General features: G+C 71.0%; 20 protein-coding genes. 12 read left to right on the top strand and 8 right to left on the bottom strand.

The window, feature by feature from the left end; all coding sequences use genetic code 11:
* Positions 1–160: 160 nt before the first annotated feature.
* On the top strand, positions 161–1,933 hold the full coding sequence (argS, locus tag ACWCPY_RS26505; protein ID WP_451269006.1) for an arginine--tRNA ligase: 1,773 nt from the start codon (positions 161–163) through the stop codon (positions 1,931–1,933).
* A gap of 44 nt (positions 1,934–1,977) precedes the next feature.
* On the opposite strand, the gene ACWCPY_RS26510 is transcribed toward argS, so the two are convergent.
* A complete protein-coding gene (locus tag ACWCPY_RS26510; protein ID WP_451268953.1) occupies positions 1,978–3,408 on the bottom strand; it encodes a helix-turn-helix domain-containing protein in 1,431 nt (476 codons plus the stop codon).
* 314 nt (positions 3,409–3,722) lie between these two features.
* On the opposite strand from ACWCPY_RS26510, the gene ACWCPY_RS26515 reads away from it, so the two are divergent.
* The 10 genes from ACWCPY_RS26515 to ACWCPY_RS26560 all read left to right on the top strand — a co-directional run bounded on the left by ACWCPY_RS26515 (position 3,723) and on the right by ACWCPY_RS26560 (position 13,085).
* Positions 3,723–4,454 (top strand): DUF4232 domain-containing protein, encoded by a 732-nt coding sequence (locus ACWCPY_RS26515; protein ID WP_451268955.1) that lies wholly within the window; start codon positions 3,723–3,725, stop codon positions 4,452–4,454.
* Positions 4,455–4,648: 194 nt separating this feature from the next.
* Positions 4,649–5,290 carry a LysE family translocator gene (locus ACWCPY_RS26520; protein ID WP_451268957.1) on the top strand — a complete coding sequence of 214 codons (642 nt, stop codon included), beginning with the start codon at positions 4,649–4,651 and terminating at the stop codon, positions 5,288–5,290.
* Positions 5,291–5,333: 43 nt separating this feature from the next.
* On the top strand, positions 5,334–6,131 hold the full coding sequence (locus ACWCPY_RS26525; protein ID WP_451268959.1) for a HEAT repeat domain-containing protein: 798 nt from the start codon (positions 5,334–5,336) through the stop codon (positions 6,129–6,131).
* Between the two features lie 132 nt (positions 6,132–6,263).
* Complete coding sequence (locus ACWCPY_RS26530; RefSeq protein WP_451268961.1) at positions 6,264–7,049, top strand: helix-turn-helix domain-containing protein; 786 nt, start codon at positions 6,264–6,266, stop codon at positions 7,047–7,049.
* Complete coding sequence (locus ACWCPY_RS26535; RefSeq protein WP_451268963.1) at positions 7,046–7,357, top strand: DUF397 domain-containing protein; 312 nt, start codon at positions 7,046–7,048, stop codon at positions 7,355–7,357. The genes ACWCPY_RS26530 and ACWCPY_RS26535 overlap by 4 nt, the downstream gene beginning before the upstream one ends.
* Positions 7,358–7,381: 24 nt before the next feature.
* Complete coding sequence (locus ACWCPY_RS26540) at positions 7,382–8,044, top strand: maltokinase N-terminal cap-like domain-containing protein (protein WP_451268965.1); 663 nt, start codon at positions 7,382–7,384, stop codon at positions 8,042–8,044.
* Positions 8,045–8,096: 52 nt separating this feature from the next.
* Positions 8,097–8,888, top strand: a complete 792-nt coding sequence (locus ACWCPY_RS26545; protein WP_451268967.1) for a DUF4253 domain-containing protein — start codon at positions 8,097–8,099, stop codon at positions 8,886–8,888.
* Between the two features lie 67 nt (positions 8,889–8,955).
* On the top strand, positions 8,956–9,327 hold the full coding sequence (locus ACWCPY_RS26550; protein WP_451268969.1) for a DUF983 domain-containing protein: 372 nt from the start codon (positions 8,956–8,958) through the stop codon (positions 9,325–9,327).
* Positions 9,328–9,630: 303 nt separating this feature from the next.
* Positions 9,631–11,619, top strand: coding sequence for a transglycosylase domain-containing protein (locus tag ACWCPY_RS26555; protein WP_451268971.1), 1,989 nt, complete (start codon positions 9,631–9,633; stop codon positions 11,617–11,619).
* A gap of 188 nt (positions 11,620–11,807) precedes the next feature.
* Positions 11,808–13,085 (top strand): choice-of-anchor A family protein, encoded by a 1,278-nt coding sequence (locus ACWCPY_RS26560; protein ID WP_451268973.1) that lies wholly within the window; start codon positions 11,808–11,810, stop codon positions 13,083–13,085.
* A 76-nt stretch (positions 13,086–13,161) separates the two neighbouring features.
* Here ACWCPY_RS26560 and ACWCPY_RS26565 read toward each other — a convergent pair whose 3' ends face one another.
* The 7 genes from ACWCPY_RS26565 to ACWCPY_RS26595 all read right to left on the bottom strand — a co-directional run bounded on the left by ACWCPY_RS26565 (position 13,162) and on the right by ACWCPY_RS26595 (position 20,397).
* Complete coding sequence (locus ACWCPY_RS26565) at positions 13,162–13,704, bottom strand: hypothetical protein (RefSeq protein WP_451269008.1); 543 nt, start codon at positions 13,702–13,704, stop codon at positions 13,162–13,164.
* Between the two features lie 99 nt (positions 13,705–13,803).
* Complete coding sequence (hemB, locus tag ACWCPY_RS26570) at positions 13,804–14,802, bottom strand: porphobilinogen synthase (RefSeq protein WP_451268975.1); 999 nt, start codon at positions 14,800–14,802, stop codon at positions 13,804–13,806.
* A 136-nt stretch (positions 14,803–14,938) separates the two neighbouring features.
* Positions 14,939–16,609 carry a uroporphyrinogen-III synthase gene (locus ACWCPY_RS26575; RefSeq protein ID WP_451268977.1) on the bottom strand — a complete coding sequence of 557 codons (1,671 nt, stop codon included), beginning with the start codon at positions 16,607–16,609 and terminating at the stop codon, positions 14,939–14,941.
* Complete coding sequence (gene hemC, locus ACWCPY_RS26580) at positions 16,606–17,592, bottom strand: hydroxymethylbilane synthase (protein ID WP_451268979.1); 987 nt, start codon at positions 17,590–17,592, stop codon at positions 16,606–16,608. Before hemC ends, ACWCPY_RS26575 begins: the two co-directional genes overlap by 4 nt.
* Positions 17,589–19,085 carry a glutamyl-tRNA reductase gene (locus ACWCPY_RS26585; RefSeq protein WP_451268981.1) on the bottom strand — a complete coding sequence of 499 codons (1,497 nt, stop codon included), beginning with the start codon at positions 19,083–19,085 and terminating at the stop codon, positions 17,589–17,591. Before ACWCPY_RS26585 ends, hemC begins: the two co-directional genes overlap by 4 nt.
* The gene (locus ACWCPY_RS26590; protein ID WP_451268983.1) at positions 19,082–19,849 is read right to left on the bottom strand and encodes a redox-sensing transcriptional repressor Rex; all 768 of its coding nucleotides are present in this window, start codon (positions 19,847–19,849) and stop codon (positions 19,082–19,084) included. The genes ACWCPY_RS26585 and ACWCPY_RS26590 overlap by 4 nt, the downstream gene beginning before the upstream one ends.
* A gap of 272 nt (positions 19,850–20,121) precedes the next feature.
* Complete coding sequence (locus tag ACWCPY_RS26595) at positions 20,122–20,397, bottom strand: glutaredoxin family protein (protein ID WP_451268985.1); 276 nt, start codon at positions 20,395–20,397, stop codon at positions 20,122–20,124.
* A 147-nt stretch (positions 20,398–20,544) separates the two neighbouring features.
* Here ACWCPY_RS26595 and ACWCPY_RS26600 point away from each other — a divergent pair, with 147 nt between their 5' ends.
* A complete protein-coding gene (locus ACWCPY_RS26600; RefSeq protein WP_451268987.1) occupies positions 20,545–21,489 on the top strand; it encodes an HAD family hydrolase in 945 nt (314 codons plus the stop codon).
* Positions 21,490–21,647 lie beyond the last annotated feature (158 nt).

Genomic DNA, 21,647 nt, shown 5'->3' on the forward strand with positions numbered 1-21,647 from the left:
ATAGGGGCTCCGCCCATTCTCCCAGGTCCACCGGCGGCGCGAAAACGGCTTACGGCCCGCACGGGGAAACGGCTCACGGCCCGCACCAAGAAAACGGCTTTACCGCCCGTGGAATACTGGGTGTGATCCCTTGTACTCCTACGGAAACGGCAGCCGGCACATGGCCTCGGTCAATTCCCTCGCTTCCACGCTCCAGCAGCAGCTGGCGGACGCCCTGACGGCAGCTCTGCCGGATGCCGGCACCGCGGACCCGCTGCTGCGACGAAGCGACCGGGCCGACTTCCAGGCCAACGGCATCCTGGCCCTCGCCAAGAAGCTCAAGGGCAACCCCCGCGAGCTCGCCTCCCAGGTCACCGCCGCGATCCCGGCGGGCGGCCTGATCAAGGAGATCGAGGTCTCCGGACCCGGCTTCCTCAACGTCACGCTCGCCGACAGGGCGATCATCGAGACCCTCGCCGCGCGCGCCGCGGACGACGGGGGCCGGCTCGGCGTGCCGTACAACAGCGCCGCGGGCACGACCGTCATCGACTACGCGCAGCCGAACGTGGCCAAGGAGATGCACGTCGGCCACCTGCGTTCCGCCGTGATCGGTGACGCGATGGTGCAGATCCTGGAGTTCACCGGCGAGTCCGTGGTCCGCAGGCACCACATCGGCGACTGGGGCACCCAGTTCGGCATGCTCATCCAGTACCTGATCGAGCACCCGGGCGAGCTGACCCACGAGGGCGACGGCGGCGAGGGGGAAGGCGAGGCCGCCATGTCCTCGCTGAACCGGCTCTACAAGGCCTCCCGCGCGCTCTTCGACTCCGACGAGGAGTTCAAGGCCCGCTCCCGGGACCGCGTCGTGGCGCTCCAGGCCGGCGACGAGGAGACGCTCGCCCTGTGGCAGCGCTTCGTCGACGAGTCGAAGATCTACTTCTACTCGGTCTTCAACAAGCTCGACATGGAGATCCGGGACGCCGACATCGTCGGCGAGTCCGGCTACAACGACATGCTCGAGGAGACCTGCCGCATCCTGGAGGAGTCGGGCGTCGCCGTCCGCTCCGAGGGCGCGCTCTGCGTCTTCTTCGACGACGTGAAGGGCCCGGACGGCAACCCGGTGCCGCTGATCGTCAAGAAGTCGAACGGCGGTTACGGCTACGCGGCGACGGACCTCTCCGCGATCCGCGACCGGGTCCAGAACCTCAAGGCGGACACCCTGCTGTACGTCGTGGACGCCCGGCAGGCCCTGCACTTCAAGATGGTCTTCGAGACCGCCCGCCGGGCCGGCTGGCTGAACGAGGACGTCAAGGCCGTGCAGCTCGCCTTCGGCACGGTGCTCGGCAAGGACGGCAAGCCGTTCAAGACCCGTGAGGGCGAGACGGTCCGGCTCCAGGACCTGCTCGACGAGGCGATCGACCGGGCGTCCGCCGTCGTGCGCGAGAAGGCCAAGGACCTCACCGAGGACGAGATCACCGAGCGCGCCACGCAGGTCGGCATCGGCGCGGTGAAGTACGCGGACCTGTCGACGTCGGCGGCCCGCGACTACAAGTTCGACCTGGACCAGATGGTCTCGCTGACCGGCGACACCAGCGTGTACATCCAGTACGCGCACGCCCGTTCCCGGTCCATCAAGCGCAAGGCGGGCGAGCTGAAGTCCCAGCCCCACCCGGAGCTGGAGCTGGCCCCGGCCGAGCGCGCGCTGGCCCTGCACCTGGACCAGTTCGCCGAGGTCGTGGCCGAGGTCGCCGCCGCGTACGAGCCGCACAAGCTCGCCTCGTACCTCTACCAGCTGTCGTCGCTCTACACGACGTTCTACGACCAGTGCCCGGTACTGAAGCCCGAGGTGCCGGGCGATGTGGCCGAGAACCGCTTCTTCCTCTCGGACCTCACCGCCCGCACCCTGCACCAGGGCATGGAGCTGCTCGGCATCCGGACCCCCGAGCGCCTCTGACCAGGACGTCGGTCAGCACGTACGCCCCGGCCCGGTGGCGAGACCTAGTTCGGCTCCTTGGTCTCCCACTGGGCCGTGTCGTACCGGTACATGTACCCCGGCCGGGTCTTGATGCTGCTGGTACGGAACGGCTTCCCGCCGTCGTCGATGCGCAGCATCCCCGTCCGGTCGCCGCTGCTCCACTCCAGCTCCAGGTACCAGCTGACGTCGTGCCCTTCGACATGGGCGTTGAGGTCGAACACCTCCACGTCTGTGGAGGACACCCGGAACGGGAAGTCCTTCGGCGGCACCCGGACGTCCCCCTGCTTACCCGCCACCGGGGTGAGGGCCGGCCGGCCGTCGTCGAGGTCGATGTCGAAGGACTGCGGAGTGATGCCGCTCCCGCAGCCATCCCCCATCGAATAAGCCGACCAGGCCAGCGGCGCCTTCCGGGACAGCGTCCGCACATGCAGTCCTTTCAGCACGACGGCCTGCCCCGACTTCCCCTGCACGGTGACTTCGAGCAGCAGGTTGCCGCCGTCCACCCCGCCGAGCGCCCTGGCCCAGCCGCGGGTGTCCTGCGGCGGGGGCGGCGGAGGCACGTCGTTCGGCTTCTGGTCCAGCACGTAGTACTTGTCGCAGGGCGCATCCCAGTTGTACGAGCTGATGGTGGCGCTCAGCGGCACGCCCCCGCTGTGCTGCCCACCCGAACCGGATCCCGTACCGCGTCCCCCGGCCGTGGCGGAGGCGCCGCCCGACGGCGGGGACGAGACGGTCGCCGAGCCGGACGGCACGGGCTTGCCCGACTTCTTCGCCCCGCTCGGTGAGGCGGTGGCGCTCGCGTCGCCGCCGGGCCCGGTGAGCTCGGGCTCGTCCGGATCCTTCGCGTCCACGGCGGGGGCGTTGCTGAAATCGTCCTTGCCCGTACCCGACAGATTGCTGACGACGATCGAGGTCGGCACGGTCAGCGCGACGACGGCGACGGCCGCGAGCAGCACACGCGTCCGCGCGGAGGCCAGGAACCGCCGGGGCCGGCTCGCCCCGCCGGCCGGGATCGCGGGTCCGGGCCCGGGTTCGGGCGTGATCTCGGACGCGTCGCCACCGGCCCCGGACCCGGGACCACGAACCGCCTCCGGAACCGTCTCCGGACCCGGGTCGGAAGCCTTGTCCGAAACCGCGTCCGGCACCGGCTCCGCAGGAGCAGAGACAGGAGCAGGAGCAGCCTCAGAAGCAGCCGCGGCAGGGCGTCTCCGGGCCGCATCCGCCACGATCCACCGCCGGTGCAGCTCCACCAGCTCCTCCGGGGTCGCCGCGCACAACCGCGCCAGCCGTTCCACCGGGGCGTACTCGTTCGGCACCGCATCACCGTTGCAATACCGGTGGAGCGTCGACGTGCTGACGTGCAGTCTCCCGGCAAGAACCCCGTAGCTGCGCCCCGAACGGTCCTTCAGTTCCTTCAGCAGAGCCGCGAAATCTCCGGCCTCCGGTGTCGCCACCTCGGCGTTCCCCCTCCTGGTCGTCCCGGAACACCGTTCCAGGGACGTGGAATCTGCCCAGGTCACAGTACGCGCAGGCATTCCAGCTTCCCCAATGGGCTGTTCGGCGTTGCGGCCGGAATCCGCCGCCCCGCAATCTGTGAACACACCGCAGCGACCACCGGGACAACGCAGTGCGAATCCACTTCCGGATCGAGCTCATCGACGCAGTGGCCATCGGAGTGGTGATCGTGTCCACCGCGATCGTCATGCTCCTGATCTGCCACAACTGACCGACCGACACCACCGGCCCACACACGGGGAGTACCACCACCATGCGCAACCACATCCGCACCACCGCCCTCGCCGCGACCGCCCTCCTGGCCGCCCTCTCGCTCACCGCCTGCGGCGGCAACGACAACGCGAACGACGGCAAGGCAGGCGCGGCGGCTCCGGCGGCGAACGCCACCGCCACCACCCCCGACACGGACAAGGACGCCAAGGACGCCGGGGGCACCAAGGACGCCGAGAAGACCGACAGCGGCAAGGCCCAGGCCCCCGCCGAGAACGCCTCCACCACCTCCAAGAGCTCCACCGGTGGCAGCCGGAGCGGGAAGAGCAGCGCCGGCAGCACCGGCAGCAAGACCCCCGTCACGTGCACCGGCTCGAACACCAAGGTCACCGTCACCAAGGTGAGCCGCCCCATCAACCACCTGCTGCTCACGGCGACCAACATCGGCTCCGTGCCCTGCTACGCGTACCACGCGCCGGCGCTCCGCTTCGACGACGCCCAGGCCGCCTTCCCGGTCCTCCGCGACAGCATCCCGCAGGCCGTGGTCACCCTTGAGCCGGGCCAGTCCGCCTACGCCTCGATCGGCCTGTTCGGCGAGTCCGACGGACAGGACCTGCACAAGAGCGCCCACCTCGGGGTGTACTTCACCAACAAGGCCAACCAGGGCTCCACGGGCGCCCCGGCCGAGCTGACGCTCCCCGCCGGCACCTCCTGGGGCGACAACGGCTTCGTCACCTACTGGCAGAGCGAAATGGACCTCGCCCTCACGTACTGACCCGCCGGTCACCCCTCGTAGTCCTCGTGGCCCTCGTGACCCTCGTCGGGGAGCCACCCCTGGAGGAGCACCCCGGGAACCAGCCGCCACCGGCCGGTCCCCGGGGCCCTGCTGCGTCCCGGGACCCGACGGTCCAGCGCGGTCCGGACCCCGCGGCACAGCGGCCCCGGCCGACTGACGTAAGCTGGCCTTCCATGGTTATAAGCACCGCTCTGTGGTCCTTCGCCCTGGTTGTGGGGCTGCTCACCCTGACCCCCGGACTCGACACCGCTCTGATCCTGCGGACCTCGGCCCTCGGCCGGCGCAGAAGAGCCTGGGGCGTCGTCCTCGGAATCCAGACCGGCACCCTGCTGTGGGGTGCGCTCACCTCCCTCGGCGTGACCGCGCTCCTCACCGCCTCCCACCTCGCCTACACGGCCCTGCGCTGGGCCGGCGCCGCCTACCTGGTCTGGCTGGGCGCCCGCATGCTCCGGGACACCTTCCGGGGCCGTCGTCCCGCCCCCGACACGGCCGACGCCGCGCTCCTCTCCGGTACGGACTCGCTACACGGCGGCTGGCGGCAAGGCACCCTCACCAACCTCCTCAACCCCAAGATGGGCGCCTTCTACGTCGCCGTCCTGCCCCAGTTCATCCCCGCAGGCGCCAACCACTTCGCCATGGGCCTGCTGCTCACCACCGTCCACATCCTCCTGGGGCTGGTGTGGTCGGCCGCCCTCATCGGCTTCGCCCGTGTCCTGCACGGCTGGCTCCGCAGGCCCCGGGCCCGCCTCCTGCTCGACCGGATCACCGGGACCGTCATCGCCGCCTTCGGCATCCGGCTGGCCCTCAGCGACTGAAACCTCCGGCCGGGGCCCGGGAACAGGCCCTAGCATCGGCCCCATGGCGATGTTCGTGCACCTGACACCCTCGGCGAACGCGGCGCGCGTACGCCGTTCCGGAATACGGGCCGTCAGCCACGGCCGTGACGCCTCACTGCCACGGGGCCTCTACTGCTTCCCCGTCCTCCCCTCGTACACCCTCACCCACCAGTGGCTGCGCGAACTGTCCAGACGCAGCGGCCCGCGCGGACTCGTAGCCGTGCACATCCGTCTGCCGGACGACGAACCCGTCACCCTGGGCCGCTACAGCCACGCCCCCGCGACCGTCACGGCCGCCGAAGCCGTGCGCCGGGTCGCCGCCCTGCCCGACCCGCGCGGCTGGGAGGTGTTCGTCCCCCGGCCCGTCACCCGGCGCGAGGTGCACCGCATCCGCGCGGTCGGCCAGGTCACCGGCTGGCGGTACTTCCCCGGCTCGAACGGCAAGGTGCCCTGCACCTGCTTCGGCTGCCGGGTACGCGGCGAGTACGGCTCTCAGCGCCTGCGGCAACGCCGCCCGCACCCCCTCGACGGCCCTCCCCCCGCCTCCGCGGTCCTCCTGCGCCAAATCGCCGCGGCGGGCAGCCCCGGCGACCCCGAACAGCTCGTCCAGGCGCTCCACTGGTTCGCGATGCGCCGACGCGGACCGGTCGACCAACTGGCCCACCTCGCGGACCACCCCGACCCGAAGGTCCGCAGGGCCCTCGTGTGGGCCGTCGAGAACTGGTCGAGCCCGGCCGCCGAGGAACTCCTCCACCGCCTCGCCCAGGACCCGGACGCGACGGTCCGGGAAGCCGCCGGGTCCAGCGCCCCCGAGGACTGAAGCCCCCTGCACCGACCGGGCTCGAACCCGTACAGATTTCTTGTACGGGTCGTGCGCGCGTGACGCGAGCACGCACGTGGAAGTTCGCTCCGTATGCACCCCGGAAAGCGGAAGCGCAAGAACGCGTCGGCAATGAAACTCGTGGGCAAACTGGTCGCCGTCTTCCGCACGGCGGCCGGTCTGACCCAGACCCGACTCGCCGAACTGGTGGGCCACCAGGTGGAGACGATCGCCTCCATCGAACAGGGCAGACGGGCGCTACTGCCCAGTCTGGCCGCCACGCTGGACCAACTGCTGGAGACCAAAGGAGCGTTGGCGGAGGCAGTGGCACACATGCCGGAGATCGATCTGATCCCGGCCTGGGCGGAGGAATACTTGGAGCTGGAGCGGGAGGCCCTGGCACTGTCCTGGTACGACAACCAGGTCGTACCGGGCCTCCTCCAGACGGACCACTACGCCGAGGCCGTGTTCCGCAACAGGGTCCCTGCCTTCAGCGAGGAGAAGGTGGCGCTCCAGACGAGATCCCGCCTGAAGCGCCAGGAAATCCTTCATCGGCCATCGCCCCCGACCATCAGCTTCGTCGTCTGGGAACCGATCCTGATGCTCCAACTCCTCGACGACGACCGGCACGCGGAGCAGCTGAACCACCTGCGGACCTGCGCCGCGCTCCCCGGCATCTGCCTCCAGGTCCTCCAACTGAGCCACCGCACCCACGCCGGGCTGGACGGCCCTTTCATCCTGCTGGAAACCCCGGACTTCCAGCGCGTCGCGTACTCCGAGACCCAGCGCGGCAGCCTGCTCGTCTCCGACCCCGACGAGGTCAGCATCCTCGCCCAGAAATATGCGATGCTGCGAGCCCAGGCCCTCAGCCCGGAAGACACCGTGGGCCTGCTGGACCGTCTGCTGGGAGAGCAATGAGCACTGCACGTAAGTGGTTCAAGTCCAGCTACAGCGGCGACGAGGGCGGGCAGTGCCTCGAAGTCGCCTACGAATGGCGCAAGTCGAGCTACAGCGGCAGCGAAGGCGGCGCCTGCCTCGAAGTCGCCTACGAATGGCAGAAGTCGAGCCACAGCGGCAGCGAAGGCGGGCAGTGCGTCGAGATCGCCGCCCACCCCGCCGCCATCCACATCCGCGACTCCAAGAACCCCGACGGCCCCGTCCTCACCGTCGCCCCCACCACCTGGACGGCCTTCGCCGGTTTCGCCGCCGACCGGCGAACCGCCTGAGCCCACCGGAGGAATCCCACCGCCATGGCTGTCATCCACCGCACCACCCTGACGCCCACCAAGCTGGAACTCCTCACCACCTGGCTGCCCGCACAGCCCTGGTACCGGGGCACGGGGCAGCAGCCCGAGCCGGCCCGGACCGGCGGATTCCGCCTGGACGACCCGAAGGGCGAGGTCGGGATCGAGTTCATGGTGGTCACCGACACCTCGGGGGCCCAACAGACCACGTACCAGGTGCTGTTCAGCTACCGCGGCGCACCGCTCGCGGGCGCCGACGACGCACTCATCGGCACGACCGAGCACGGCGTACTGGGGCAGCGCTGGGTGTACGACGGGGCGCACGACCCGGTCGTCGTGGCCCAGCTCCTCGCGCTCGTCGCCGGCGAGGCCGAGCCGCAGATGCAGAGCACGAGCGACACCCCGGACCCGTCCGTCACCGCCCGGCTCGACGAACCCGGCATCACGGCGGAGCTCGCTTCCTCCACCGCCACCGACAGCCCGGACGGCACGGACATCCTGGTCTCGACGGCACCCGAAGGACGCGAACTCACCCTCCGCGTCCACCGCGTGCTCCAGCCCGGACAGATCACCGACAGCCAGTCGCTCGGCCACGTCACCGCGCCCGCGCCGCTGCCCGACGGCACCACGGCGCCCACCGCGTTCGTCGTGGTTCGCGCACACCCGTAGCCGAACCGCAGGGCCCGGCCGGTCTGTCAGTGGCCGGGCCTACAGTTTGGTCATGGCGACGCTCCCGAACCCGCTCCCGTCCCTGGCCACGTCAGGGCTCCAACTCCCGCCCGGCTCACTGGTGGACGCCACGATCGACGGCACCTGGCACGAGCCGCTGCTCTGGTGCGCCGACGAGCCCGCCACCCATGGCACATGGCGTACGCTGCGCGCGGCCGGGCGGGCGGTCGGCCTGCTCCCCGTGCTGATCGACGGCGGCAGACGTGACCAGTGGCCCGACACCTGGGACCTGATCCCGGACAGCACGTCGTACCCCGGCGATCACGACGCCGAGGAGGTGCTCAGCGAGTACTGGGAGGACTGCGCCCCCGAGGAGCTCGACGCCGCCGAGGGCGACTGGCCGGGCCTGGCCCCCGTCCCCGCCGCCGAGGGGCAGGACACCCCCGACGACCTGGCGGCCGCGATCGCCGAGGAGTGCGTCGGCCCGGACGGCTGGTACCCCGGCTCACGGCTGGCGCTCGTCCCGGCCCGGCGCAGCGCGGACATACCGGCGGCGATCGGCTGGTCCGGCCCGGTCAACTACGAGGACGACACGGCCCGGCTCAGCGCCGTGCTCCGCTCCTGGGAGGACCGCTTCGGCATACGGGTCGTGGTGCTGGGCTTCGACACCCTGACCGTCTCGGTCGGGCGCCCGCCCACCACCCTTCCCGAGGCCCGCGCGGTCGCCGCCGAGCACTTCGCTTTCTGCCCGGACAACATCGAACAGAACCCGCCGTACGATCTGGACGTCTACGCCGAGAAGATGGTGCTGGACCAGGAGACCTGGTCCTTCTGGTGGGACTGACCCGAGCCGGAGCTCCTAGGTACGGCAACTCATGTGCCGTACCGGAGCGCCGGGTTGAATCGCACGCATGCCCGACAACGTCATGGACGACACGCTCGACACCGCCGAGACCTCCGGCAGCCCCCGGCACACCTGGGTCGCCTCGCTGATCTCCACGGTCGTCACGCTCCCGCTCGCGTTCTTCGCCCTGGTGTACAGCATGCTCTCGCCGATGGCCTGCGACTCCTGCTCGGAGGCGGATGCCCACCGCTTCGACGCCAGTTTCGGCCCGGCGTGGGCGGTGACCTGCTGCGGCCTGCTGCTGTCCCTGGTCATCCTGGTGGCGAGCTGGGTGCTCACCAGGCGCAGGCCGCCGACCGCGATCGGCCTCGCCGTGGCCGCACCGGCCACCGTGTTCTTCACCTGGGTCGCCTTCATGGCCCTGATCAACTGGCCCTGATCAAGAGGCCCTGCGCAACGGGCCCGACCAACGGGCCCCGAGCCTTCCAGCGGCGGAACACCGCCCATGCGCGAGGTCCGCTCCGAAAGAGGCGGGCCTCGCCTGAGCGCGCCCGGTGCCACGCCCGGTCGCGGCACCCGCCGACAAAGTCGGGTATCACGGACTGTTCCTCCGGAAGGGCCGTCCGGTACGCGTTCACCGCTCGTGCCGGACGAGCTTCGAGACAACCCGATCGCGATCCGGAACATCCTCTCTCACAAGCCCCGCGCCACCGGTACGGGACGGTGAACGAGGAGCTGGAGCATGGCCCGAAGCCCCATCCGCCCCATCCGCGCGATCCGCCATCGCGGACTCGGCATCGACTACCCCCGCCAGGGGAAGCGCACTTGGCGCCGCTGGGTCCCTTCGTGGCGGCAGGTGCTGAGCGGGGTCCTGCTCGGACTCGTCGCGCTGGCCGGCCTCTTCGCCGTGGTGTACGCGTCCGTCGACATCCCGAACGAGAACGACGAGGCGCGCAGGCAGGGCACCGTCTACTACTGGGCGGACGGCAGCCAGTTGGTGAGCGTGGGCGCGGTCAACCGGCAGAACGTCACGCTCGCCGACATACCCGATTCGGTGGAGAACGCGGTCATCGCCGCCGAGAACGAGACCTTCTACTCCGACCCGGGGGTATCGGCGACGGGCATCGCCCGCGCGGCCGTGAGCATGGTCAAGGGCGGTGAGACCCAGGGCGGCTCCACCATCACCCAGCAGTACGTGAAGAACACCTATCTCAGCCAGGAGCAGTCGGCCACCCGGAAGTTCAAGGAGTTCTTCATCTCGCTGAAGCTGAGCAACAAGCAGGGCAAGAAGGAGATCCTCCAGGGGTATCTGAACACCAGCTGGTTCGGCCGCGGCGCCTACGGCATCCAGGCAGCGGCGAACGCGTACTACGGAATCCCCGCCAAGGACCTCGACCCCAGCCAGGCGGCGCTGCTCGCCTCCCTGCTCAAGGGGGCGGAGCAGTACGACCCCGCGGGCGGCAGGGGCAACCACGAACGCGCCGTCGACCGCTGGGAGTGGATCCTCGACCGGCAGGTGGAGACCGGGACGATGACGAAGGCCGAGCGGGCCGCGTACCAGACGTTCCCCGAGCCGAAGCCGGCCGCGAAGCCGACCAGCCTCGGCGGCCAGACCGGCTATCTCGTCGACATCGCCAACAAGTACATCAAGAAGCGCTCGGGCCTCACCGACAAGGACCTCTTCCGGGGCGGCTACCGGGTGCACACCACCTTCGACAAGGCCAGGGTGGGGCAGTTGGAGCGGGCCGTGCGCAGTGTGCGCGAGCGCGACCTCGACCCCGAGAAGCGCTCCGAGGACAAGTACGTCGAGGTCGGCGCGGCGTCCCTGCGGGCCGACGGGGCCGTGGTCGCGGTGTACGGCGGAGCCGACGCGGTCACCCACTTCGCCAACAACGCCGACACCGCGGGCGTCCCCGTCGGCTCGGCCTTCAAGCCCTTCGTACTGGCCGCGGCCCTTCAGCACGGCGACGGGATCACCCTGGACAGCGGCTACGACAGCGGGGGGCGCCTGATCAAGGACGGCCCGTACACGGCGTTTCCCGCCCCGTCGGGTTCCGGTCCCGGCCGGGTGATGGTCACGGCGCCGACGCCCCTGCGCGACGCGCTGATCAAGTCGTCCAACGCCACCTTCACCCTGCTCGGCAAGGACATCGGGCTGAAGAAGGTGAAGGAACTGGCGGTGTCGGCCGGGCTGCACCAGGAGAGCCTGGCCCGTCTGGACAAGTCCTTTCCCCTCGGCACGTCCACACCCAGCGCGGTCAGGATGGCGGACGCATACACCGCCTTCAGCAACGACGGCATGAGGGCCGACCCCTACTCGGTGACCGGGATGACCCGGGACGGCGAGACGGTCGAGGGCTTCGGAAAGCCCGAGCCGCGGCGCGCGATGGACGCCTCGGTGGCCAACGATGTGAACAACACCCTGGGGATGGTGGCCTGGACGCGGCTGGGTCAGGACGGGAAGTTCGGCACGTTCGCCAGGACCAGGGCCGCCGGCGACCTCTCGGCGGGCGCGACCGGCGAGGACGACCGGATGAAGTCGGCCTGGTTCATCGGCCACACCGAAGGGCTGACCACGGCCGTCACGATGTTCCGCAACAAGCCGGGCACCCCTCAACTGCTGGGGATGCAGGGGGTGGGCGGGCCCGATTCGGGACGCGGCAATGTCTTCCCGCTCCGGATCTGGAACGCCTACGTCACGGGGGAAGCAGGCCCACGGACCAGGGGCTGACAACGGCGTGGGGGCGGAACCGACCACGGCATGGGGGCCAAGAACCGACAGCGGCACGGGACCGAACCGGCAACCGGACGAAGCAGCACTCTGCGCATTGGTCTTGACCAATATCTTATTGTGTGAAGAGTATGGGCCCAAGCCGCCACGGAACCTTTACAAGCACCTCCGCTGGAGAAACACGTCCCATGCGCATATCCGCAACCGCCGCCACCGCGTCCGCAGTACTCGGCGGAGCCCTCGTCCTCGGCCTCACCGCCGTCCCCGCCGCACAGGCCACGCCCGCCGCCGACACGGCGGGCTGCACCACCGACGCCTTCGGAATCGCCGGAAAGTACGGCGAGTTCGTCCTCGGTGACGATGTCCACACCCCCGACGCGGAAGGCGCCGTCGCCGTCGGCGGCAACGCCGACTTCCGCGGCGGCTTCAGTGCCGCCAACGAACTGTCGGCCGCCGAGGTCGACGCCCTGCCCGGCCGGGCCTCGCTCGTCGTCCGGGGCGACCTGCTCAACGGCGGCTCGGTCACCGCGGTGATGAAGGGCAACGCGGTCGTCGGCGGCAAGGTCAGCGACCGCGCCCTCGAAATGCACTCCGGCACCTTCAGCCAGAACGCGCAACTGATCGACTTCGACGCCGAGTTCACCAAGCTCCGGGCCTACTCCTCCGCACTGGCGAAGGAACCCGCGACCTCCGGCACCGAGGTTGAGCTGACCGGCAGCAAGCTCACCCTGGAGGGCGGGAACACCACCCGCAACATCTTCGAGGTGACGGCCGATCAGCTGGAGAAGGCCAAGGACATCTACCTCAAGGTCCCCGCCGGCGCCACCGCGGTCGTCAACGTCAGCGGCAAGACCTACGACATGGCCAAGGCCGGCACCACCGGCTTCTTCCTCTCCGGCGGCCAGGGCTACGTACTGGACGACAAGCTCCAGAGCGCCTCCGGCGGCAAGGTCCGCGCCCGTCTGCTGTGGAACTTCCCCGAGGCCACCACCGTCACCAAGAGCAGCCAGGCCGCCTGGCCCGGCAGCGTACTGGCCCCCGGAGCCCACCTGGAGCTGGGCACCGGCGCCCCGGTCAACGGCTCGGTGTGGGTCGCCTCGCTGCACGGCTCGGGCGGCGCGGAGACGCACCACTTCCCCTTCACCGGCTGCCTCCCGGAGACCGGCGAGACCCCGCCCCCGGCCACGCCGACCCCGGGCAGCACTCCCGGCACCACCCCGCCGGTGACCGGCACGCCGTCCACCCCGGCGGCCACACCGCCGGCGAGCGGCACTCCGTCCGACAGCCCGTCCGGGTCCGCACCGGCCACCCCGGCCCCGTCGCAGAGCACGCCCGGCGGCAAGGACGGCGACCTGGCCTCGACCGGCAGCAGCGGCACCATCCCGCTGGCCATCGGCACCGTCGTGGTGCTCGCCGCGGGCGCCGGCCTGACCGTGGCGGCCCGCCGCCGCTCCAAGCGGGCCTGACGAGCCGGTTTCTCCGGGGCCTGTCCGCGCCCGACCGGCCCGGACAGGCCCCGACCGGGCCCGCCCCGGGCCGTGATCAGCCGGACAGGCCCCGGGGCGTGCCCGTCCACTCCCGCAACAGCCTCTCCCGCTCCGTCGCCCGAGGCGTCGCGCCCCCTGACGCACGGCCCCACTCCGACATCGCCGCCAGCGTCGTCGACATCGTCGCGGCGCCCTCCGTGAGGCGGGCCAGGAGAGCGCGGGAGAGGTCGATCTCGGTCTGCGGGTAACCGATGGCCGCGGCGACGTACGCCACCAGTTCGTACTCACCGCCGGACGACTCCACGCCCACCGTCATCAGCGCCGAGGCCTCGTCCACCCGGCCCGGCCCCATGGGCAGAACCAGGTTCACCACCAGGCCCAGAGCCACGTCCTTGACCGCGCCGACCTGGCGCTTCAGGGACTTCACGGGGAGGTCCTTCACCGTGAGGGCCCGCACGTCCTCCCACAGGTGGAGGCCGGACTGCCCGTCGCCGAGGGCCACCACGCCCTCGGGGGTCAGGCGCACCCCGGGCTCCAGCCCGGACGGCTTCGCACCCACGTACACGTCGCTCTCGGCGATCCAGAACAGGCCCACCATGGCCACGGCTTGCTCACTTCTCCCGACGACGGCACCGCCGTCATGTCTCACATCGAACGTCGAACGACCGGGTGGTGCCGCGCAACACGCGGACAGGCCCTATGCCTGCCGCAGCCGCTGCGCGGCCTCCGTCGCCCAGTACGTCAGGATCATCTGCGCACCCGCGCGCCGGATCCCGGTCAGGCTCTCCAGAATGGCCGCGTCCCGGTCGATCCAGCCCTTCTCCGCGGCGGCCTCGATCATCGCGTACTCACCGCTGATCTGGTACGCGGCGACCGGCACGTCCACCGAGTCGGCGACCTTCGCGAGGATGTCGAGGTACGGACCGGCCGGCTTGACCATGACCATGTCGGCGCCCTCTTCGAGGTCGAGCGCCAGCTCGCGCAGCGACTCGCGGGCGTTCGCCGGGTCCTGCTGGTACGTCCTGCGGTCGCCCCTGAGCGAGGAGCCGACCGCCTCGCGGAACGGCCCGTAGAACGCGGAGGCGTACTTCACGGTGTAGGCGAGGATCGAGACGTCCTCGTGGCCGGTCTGGTCCAGCGCGTCGCGAACGACACCGACCTGGCCGTCCATCATGCCGCTGGGGCCCACCACATGGGCGCCCGCGTCGGCCTGGACCTGGGCCATCTCGGCGTACCGCTCCAACGTCGCGTCGTTGTCGACCCGGCCGTCCTCGGTCAGCACACCGCAGTGGCCGTGGTCGGTGTACTCGTCCAGGCACAGGTCGGACATGATGACGAGATCGTCACCGACCTCCGCGCGCACCGCGCGGAGCCCGGCCTGGAGGATGCCGTCCGGGTCGGTGCCCGCCGTGCCCCGGCCGTCCTTCTTCTCGTCTTCGGGAACGCCGAAGAGCATGATCCCCGAGACCCCGGCCGACACCGCCTCGACGGCGGCCTTCCGCAGGGTGTCCAGGGTGTGCTGCTGCACGCCGGGCATGGTCGAGATGGCGACCGGGGCGTCGATGCCTTCGCGCACGAACGCGGGCAGGATCAGATTCGCCGCATCGAGCCGTGTCTCGGCGACCATCCGCCGCATCGTCGGGGTCGTCCGCAGCCGCCGGGGGCGGGAGCCGGGGAAGTTTCCGTACACAGTCATTCTTCGAGACTAGACCCGTACACATCACCGTCTTGCCGACACCTGTGCCGGGAAAACGACGTGAAACGGGCGGGAGCCCGGCCGCTGAAGCGACCGGGCCCCTCACACACTCTGAAACACACCCCGAAGGCGCGACTCAGGTCGTCGTACGACGCCGCCGCGCACCGGGACGCCGCTCGCTCGGCCGCGTCACCGGATCGCCGGCCTCCTTCGCCGCCTCCCGGCGCCGGGCTCCGAACTCCGCGAGCGCCTCGGCCAGCTTGTGCACCGACGGCTCCGGGGAGAGGACGTCGACGCGCAGACCGTGCTCCTCGGCGGTCTTCGCCGTCGCCGGGCCGATACACGCGATGACGGTCACGTTGTGCGGCTTGCCCGCGATGCCGACCAGGTTCCGCACGGTCGACGACGAGGTGAAGAGCACCGCGTCGAAACCGCCGCCCTTGATCGCCTCACGCGTGTCCGCGGGCGGCGGCGAGGCGCGGACCGTGCGGTACGCGGTGACGTCGTCGACCTCCCAGCCCAGCTCGATGAGCCCGGCCACCAGCGTCTCGGTGGCGATGTCGGCGCGCGGCAGGAAGACCCGGTCGATCGGGTCGAAGACCGGATCGTAGGGCGGCCAGTCCTCCAGCAGCCCGGCGGCGGACTGCTCACCGGACGGCACCAGGTCCGGCTTCACACCGAAGTCGACGAGCGCGGCGGCGGTCTGCTCGCCGACGGCCGCGACCTTGATCCCGGCGAAGGCACGGGCGTCGAGCCCGTACTCCTCGAACTTCTCCCGGACGGCCTTCACGGCATTGACGCTGGTGAAGGCGATCCACTCGTAGCGGCCCGTGACCAGGCCCTTGACCGCACGCTCCATCTGCTGGGGCGTACGGGGCGGCTCGACGGCGATCGTCGGAACCTCGTGCGGCACGGCACCGTAGGAACGAAGCTGGTCGGAGAGCGACGCGGCCTGCTCCTTCGTACGCGGCACGAGCACCTTCCAGCCGAACAGCGGCTTGGACTCGAACCACGCGAGCTGGTCGCGCTGGGCGGCGGAGCTGCGCTCACCGACCACGGCTATGACGGGCCGGTGCCCCTCCGGGGACGGCAGGACCTTCGCCTGCTTCAGGACCTGGGCGATCGTCCCGAGGGTCGCCGTCCAGGTGCGCTGGCGGGTCGTCGTACCGGCGACCGTCACGGTCAGCGGGGTGTCGGGCTTGCGGCCCGCCGAGACCAGCTCACCGGCGGCCGCGGCCACCGCGTCGAGCGTCGTCGAGACCACGGCCGTGGCATCGCTCGCGCCGACCTCGGTCCAGCAGCGGTCGGAGGCGGTACGGGCGTCCACGAACCTGACGTCCGCGCCCTGCTCGTCACGGAGCGGCACACCGGCGTACGCGGGCACGCCCACGACATTGGCGACGCCCGGCACGACCTCGAAGGGGATACCGGCGGCGGCGCAGGCGAGCATCTCGGCACCGGCGTTGCCGTCCAGTCCCGGGTCGCCCGCGACGGCACGGACGACCCGCCTGCCGCCCCTCACCGCCTCCATGACAAGATTGACCGCATCCCTGAGAACGGGAACACCGGCGGCTGCTGACTGCGCGTCAACAACCGTCAGCTCGGGTGTGCTTACGCTTGCCCGCGCATGGCAGCGAACGACACCGAGGACGTCCGGCTCGGCGACAAGGACGTCCGCGCTCGCAAGCGCCTCGACGGCGCGCAGAGTCAGCAGTCCCGGGTCGCCGGGACCGGCGCCGAGGAAGGTGACGTGCCCTTGTGCGGACAGGGCCGGAAAGTCGGATGCGGCGGGGCCGGTGGGGCTCAAAGTGCTCGCTCCCCCATAAGACCGGCCGCACCCTTGGCAAGCATCTCGGCCGCGAGCTCGCGACCGAGGGCCGCCGCGTCGTCCTGCGACGTGGGGACGGGACCGGTGGTGGACAGCTGCACCAGCGAGGAACCGTCGGTGGAACCGACGACACCGCGCAGGCGCAGTTCGTTGACAGCCTGTCCGTCGACCAGGAGGTCGGCCAACGCACCCACAGGTGCGGAGCAACCGGCCTCCAGGGCGGCGAGCAGGGCACGCTCGGCGGTCACGGCGACCCGGGTGTACGGGTCGTCGAGCTCGGCGAGCGCGGCGGCGAGGTCGGCGCTGCTCGCAGCGCACTCGATCGCCAGTGCTCCCTGGCCGGGAGCGGGCAGAACGGTGTCGACCGACAGGAAGTCGGTCACCTCACCGGTCCGGCCGAGGCGGCTGAGCCCGGCCGCGGCGAGTACCACCGCGTCCAGCTCACCGCTCCGGACAAATCCGATACGCGTATCGACGTTCCCCCGTATCGCCACGGTCTCTATGTCGAGGCCGTGGTTACGGGCGTACGCGTTGAGCTGCGCCATGCGGCGCGGCGAACCGGTACCGATGCGGGCACCGGACGGCAGCTGCTCGAAGGTCAGCCCGTCCCGCGCCACCAGCACGTCGCGCGGGTCCTCGCGCACCGGCACCGCGGCCAGCACGAGGCCCTCGGGCTGCGCGGTCGGCAGGTCCTTGAGCGAGTGGACGGCGAAGTCCACCTCGCCCCGCAGCAGCGCGTCGCGCAGCGCCGCGACGAACACACCGGTGCCGCCGATCTGCGAGAGGTGCTCCCGCGAGGTGTCGCCGTACGTGGTGATCTCGACGAGCTCGACGGCGCGCCCGGTCACCTCGCTGACCGCGTCGGCGACGTGGCCGGACTGCGCCATGGCGAGCTTGCTGCGCCGGGTGCCCAGCCTCAGCGGCTTGTCGGCCCCCGCGCCCAGGGGTGAGTTGTCGGTCATGACCGCCCTCGATTCGGGTCGTTCAGGTCTGCCCGGGAGACGGCTGCGACCGTCTGCGGGTCGAGGTCGAAGAGTTCCCGCAGCGCATCGGCGTACCCGGCGCCGCCGGGCTCGCTGGCGAGCTGCTTGACCCGCACGGTGGGCGCGTGCAGGAGCTTGTCGACGACGCGGCGCACGGTCTGCGAGATCTCGGCGCGCTGCTTCTCGTCCAGGTCGGGGAGGCGTCCGTCGAGCCGCGCGATCTCGCCCGCGACCACTCCGGCGGCCATCGTGCGCAGCGCGACGACGGTCGGGGTGATGTGGGCGGCGCGCTGGGCGGCGCCGAAGGCGGCGACCTCGTCGGAGACGATGGTGCGCACCTGGTCCACGTCCGCGGCCATCGGGGCGTCCGCCGACGCCTCCGCGAGCGACTCGATGTCGACGAGGCGCACCCCGTCGAGCCGGGCCGCTCCGCCGTCGATGTCGCGCGGCATGGCGAGGTCGAGCAGGGCCAGACGCACGGGGCCGGCGCCCTGCGCGGGCACGGTGGCCCGGCGGACGGCCTGGCGCACCGCTCCGGCGCTGCCGTTCTCCACCCAGACGGCGTGCCGGTCGACATCGGCGGGGGCGGGCACCGCGGGCGCGGCGGCGGGCGTCTCGGCGGCGTCGTCGACGTCCAGACCGAGCGCCGCGGCGACGGCCTCGGCGGTCAGCACGAGACCGGTCGCACCGGTGCACGAGACGACGACGTCGGCACGTGTCAGTTCGTCGCGGACGGCGGCCATCTCCACGGCCCGGGCGGCCACGCCGGTGCCTCCGGGCTGGGCCAGGATCTCGACGAGCCGGTCGGCACGGGCCCGGGTCCGGTTGGCGACGACGATCTCGGCGACACCGGTGCGGGCCAGGGTGGCGGCGGCGAGCGAGGACATCGAGCCCGCGCCGATCACCAGGGCGCGCTTGCCCGCGGCCCAGTCGGCGACGTCCGCACCGGCCGCGAGCTGCTCCAGGCCGAAGGTGACGAGCGACTGCCCGGCCCGGTCGATCCCGGTCTCGCTGTGGGCGCGCTTGCCGACCCGCAGTGCCTGCTGGAACAGGTCGTTCAGCAGCCGGCCCGCGGTGTGGAGCTCCTGCCCCAGCGCCAGCGCGTCCTTGATCTGGCCGAGGATCTGGCCCTCGCCGACGACCATCGAGTCCAGCCCGCACGCCACCGAGAAGAGGTGGTGGACGGCCCGGTCCTCGTAGTGCACATAGAGATACGGAGTGAGCTCGTCCAGACCGACGCCGCTGTGCTGGGCGAGGAGCGTGGACAGCTCGGCGACGCCCGCGTGGAACTTGTCCACGTCGGCGTACAGCTCGATGCGGTTGCAGGTGGCCAGGACGGCGGCCTCGACCGCGGGCTCCGCGGCGAGGGTGTCCTGGAGCAGTTTGGCCTGTGTCTCGGCAGTCAGCGAGGCCCGCTCCAGTACGGAGACGGGGGCGCTGCGGTGGCTCAGCCCTACGACGAGAAGACTCATGCCGGCATCACGGCGGGCATGTCCCCGTCAGGTCCCTTCCGGCTTCCGGTGGCCGAGCGCACCGGGGGTGCGGCCGGGTCCGGGGTGCTCTCGGTGGTGTCCTCGCCGGACTTGCGCTGCTCGTGGAAGGCGAGGATCTGGAGTTCGATGGAGAGGTCGACCTTGCGGACGTCCACGCCGTCGGGCACGGACAGCACGGTCGGCGCGAAGTTCAGGATGGAGGTGACACCCGCGGCGACGAGCCGGTCGCAGACCTGCTGCGCGGCACCGGCCGGGGTCGAGATGACACCGATCGACACGCCGTTGTCACCGACGATCTGCTCCAGTTCGTCGGCGTGCTGGACGGGGATCCCGGCGACCGGCGTTCCGGCCATCGCGGGGTCGGCGTCGATCAGCGCGGCGACCCGGAAACCGCGGGAGGCGAAGCCGCCGTAGTTGGCGAGCGCGGCGCCGAGGTTACCGATGCCGACGATCACGACCGGCCAGTCCTGGGTGAGCCCGAGTTCGCGGGAGATCTGGTACACGAGATACTCGACGTCGTACCCGACACCGCGCGTCCCGTACGACCCGAGGTAGCTGAAGTCCTTGCGCAGCTTGGCGGAGTTGACCCCCGCCGCCGCGGCGAGCTCCTCGGACGAGACCGTGGGTACCGAGCGCTCGGAGAGCGCGGTCAGTGCGCGCAGGTACAGCGGAAGTCGGGCGACGGTGGCCTCGGGAATTCCTCGGCTACGGGTCGCCGGTCGGTGAGTTCGGCCAGTTGCCACGGTGCTCCTGCGGGATGAGCGGGGCTGCAGGCGGCCGCATTTCCCAGGACCGCCCCGTCGAATGCAGGCTATGTCTTTGTGAACGCGTGCACAAAGATAGTGTCCGTTTTGTCCGGTCAAAGTGACCGGGGTCACGCACATTCGTCGTGCGATCCCGGAACCAAGGATCGCATCAGCCCGTTGCAGGCCCGAAGGGGGCAAAGCGGCACACACTCCTCACAACCACTCCCCCGAGAGCACTCAAAACGCCCACGATGGTAACCGGCTTTCGCTCAGGAACGCAGTGCCCTGCGCAGCCTCTCCGGATCCACCCGCCAGAACGTGTGCTGCTCGTCGTCGACCAGCACCACCGGGATCTGCTCCCAGTACTCCCGGTACAGCTCCTCGTCCCGGGTGATGTCCTTCTCCTCCCAGGACGCACCGGTCTCCTCGCACACCTCCCGCACCACCTGTCTGGCGTCGTCACAGAGGTGACACCCGGGCTTCCCCACCAGGGTCACCACGCGTTCCGCGGGCTTCTTCTTCGTACGTCGCAACAGGGCACTCATGCCTTCATTCTGCGCCGGGGGCGAAGCCGTTCCGTCCGCCATCCGGAACGCCCGGAATCACCCGTCCGACAAATCGGCCGCCGAGAGTTCACGCCGCGGCATCCCGGCAGGTCGGGAAGGGACTGACCGACTGGCTATGCTCACGGCATGGCCGCTCTTGGATGGCTCACACCCCGTAGGCGCCCCGCGACAGCACGGAGCGTGCTGGCCGGCGAGGCAGCAGCTGAGGCAGCGCGGAAATCCACCCTCCCCGACGACCGGTCCCCCGGCACCGGGCAGGACGCCGCCGAGGCCGAGGAAGCACCCTTCCCCGTCGTCGGCGACGACCGGGCCGCCGCCTTCTTCGACCTGGACAACACCGTCATGCAGGGCGCGGCAATCTTCCACTTCGGCCGCGGCCTGTACAAGCGCAAGTTCTTCCAGCGCCGCGAGCTGACCCGGTTCGCCTGGCAGCAGGCCTGGTTCAGGCTGGCCGGCGTCGAGGACCCGGAACACATGCAGGACGCCCGCGACAGCGCCCTGTCCATCGTCAAGGGCCACCGGGTCTCCGAGCTGATGTCCATCGGCGAGGAGATCTACGACGAGTACATGGCCGACCGCATCTGGCCCGGCACCCGGGCCCTCGCCCAGGCCCACCTCGACGCCGGACAGCGGGTCTGGCTGGTCACCGCCGCCCCGGTCGAGACCGCCACGATCATCGCCCGCCGGCTCGGTCTGACCGGCGCGCTCGGCACGGTCGCCGAATCCGTCGGCGGCGTCTACACCGGCCGCCTGGTCGGCGAGCCGCTGCACGGTCCCGCGAAGGCCGAGGCGGTCCGCGCCCTGGCCGCCGCCGAGGGCCTGGACCTCGACCGCTGCGCGGCGTACAGCGATTCGCACAACGACATCCCGATGCTGTCCCTGGTCGGACACCCGTACGCGATCAACCCCGACGCCAAGCTCCGCAAGCACGCCCGCGCGCTCGACTGGCGACTGCGGGACTACCGGACGGGCCGCAAGGCGGCCAAGGTCGGCATCCCGGCCGCGGCCGGCGTGGGCGCCATCGCGGGCGGCACCGCGGCCGCCGTCGCCCTGCACCGCCGCCGCCGCTGACGCGTCCCCGCCCCGCCCGGCCCCACCGCGGGCGGGGCGAGCCACGCCCGGACCCGCGCGGCCGATCCGAACCCCTTACCCACCGACTGCTCCCGCCAGTCGCGTTGCTCGCACACGACCACAACCCGTCGCTCCGGCAGACAGATCACGAAGTAATT

It is taken from the genome of Streptomyces sp. NPDC002403 (genome assembly GCF_053593015.1).

Coding starts and splice junctions, on each gene's coding strand:
- argS (WP_451269006.1), top strand. CDS start 161: ATGGCCTCGGTCAATTCCCTCGCTTCCACGCTCCAGCAGCAGCTGGCG.
- ACWCPY_RS26515 (WP_451268955.1), top strand. CDS start 3,723: ATGCGCAACCACATCCGCACCACCGCCCTCGCCGCGACCGCCCTCCTG.
- ACWCPY_RS26520 (WP_451268957.1), top strand. CDS start 4,649: ATGGTTATAAGCACCGCTCTGTGGTCCTTCGCCCTGGTTGTGGGGCTG.
- ACWCPY_RS26525 (WP_451268959.1), top strand. CDS start 5,334: ATGGCGATGTTCGTGCACCTGACACCCTCGGCGAACGCGGCGCGCGTA.
- ACWCPY_RS26530 (WP_451268961.1), top strand. CDS start 6,264: ATGAAACTCGTGGGCAAACTGGTCGCCGTCTTCCGCACGGCGGCCGGT.
- ACWCPY_RS26535 (WP_451268963.1), top strand. CDS start 7,046: ATGAGCACTGCACGTAAGTGGTTCAAGTCCAGCTACAGCGGCGACGAG.
- ACWCPY_RS26540 (WP_451268965.1), top strand. CDS start 7,382: ATGGCTGTCATCCACCGCACCACCCTGACGCCCACCAAGCTGGAACTC.
- ACWCPY_RS26545 (WP_451268967.1), top strand. CDS start 8,097: ATGGCGACGCTCCCGAACCCGCTCCCGTCCCTGGCCACGTCAGGGCTC.
- ACWCPY_RS26550 (WP_451268969.1), top strand. CDS start 8,956: ATGCCCGACAACGTCATGGACGACACGCTCGACACCGCCGAGACCTCC.
- ACWCPY_RS26555 (WP_451268971.1), top strand. CDS start 9,631: ATGGCCCGAAGCCCCATCCGCCCCATCCGCGCGATCCGCCATCGCGGA.
- ACWCPY_RS26560 (WP_451268973.1), top strand. CDS start 11,808: ATGCGCATATCCGCAACCGCCGCCACCGCGTCCGCAGTACTCGGCGGA.
- ACWCPY_RS26565 (WP_451269008.1), bottom strand. CDS start 13,704: ATGGTGGGCCTGTTCTGGATCGCCGAGAGCGACGTGTACGTGGGTGCG.
- hemB (WP_451268975.1), bottom strand. CDS start 14,802: ATGACTGTGTACGGAAACTTCCCCGGCTCCCGCCCCCGGCGGCTGCGG.
- hemC (WP_451268979.1), bottom strand. CDS start 17,592: ATGACCGACAACTCACCCCTGGGCGCGGGGGCCGACAAGCCGCTGAGG.
- ACWCPY_RS26585 (WP_451268981.1), bottom strand. CDS start 19,085: ATGAGTCTTCTCGTCGTAGGGCTGAGCCACCGCAGCGCCCCCGTCTCC.
- ACWCPY_RS26595 (WP_451268985.1), bottom strand. CDS start 20,397: ATGAGTGCCCTGTTGCGACGTACGAAGAAGAAGCCCGCGGAACGCGTG.
- ACWCPY_RS26600 (WP_451268987.1), top strand. CDS start 20,545: ATGGCCGCTCTTGGATGGCTCACACCCCGTAGGCGCCCCGCGACAGCA.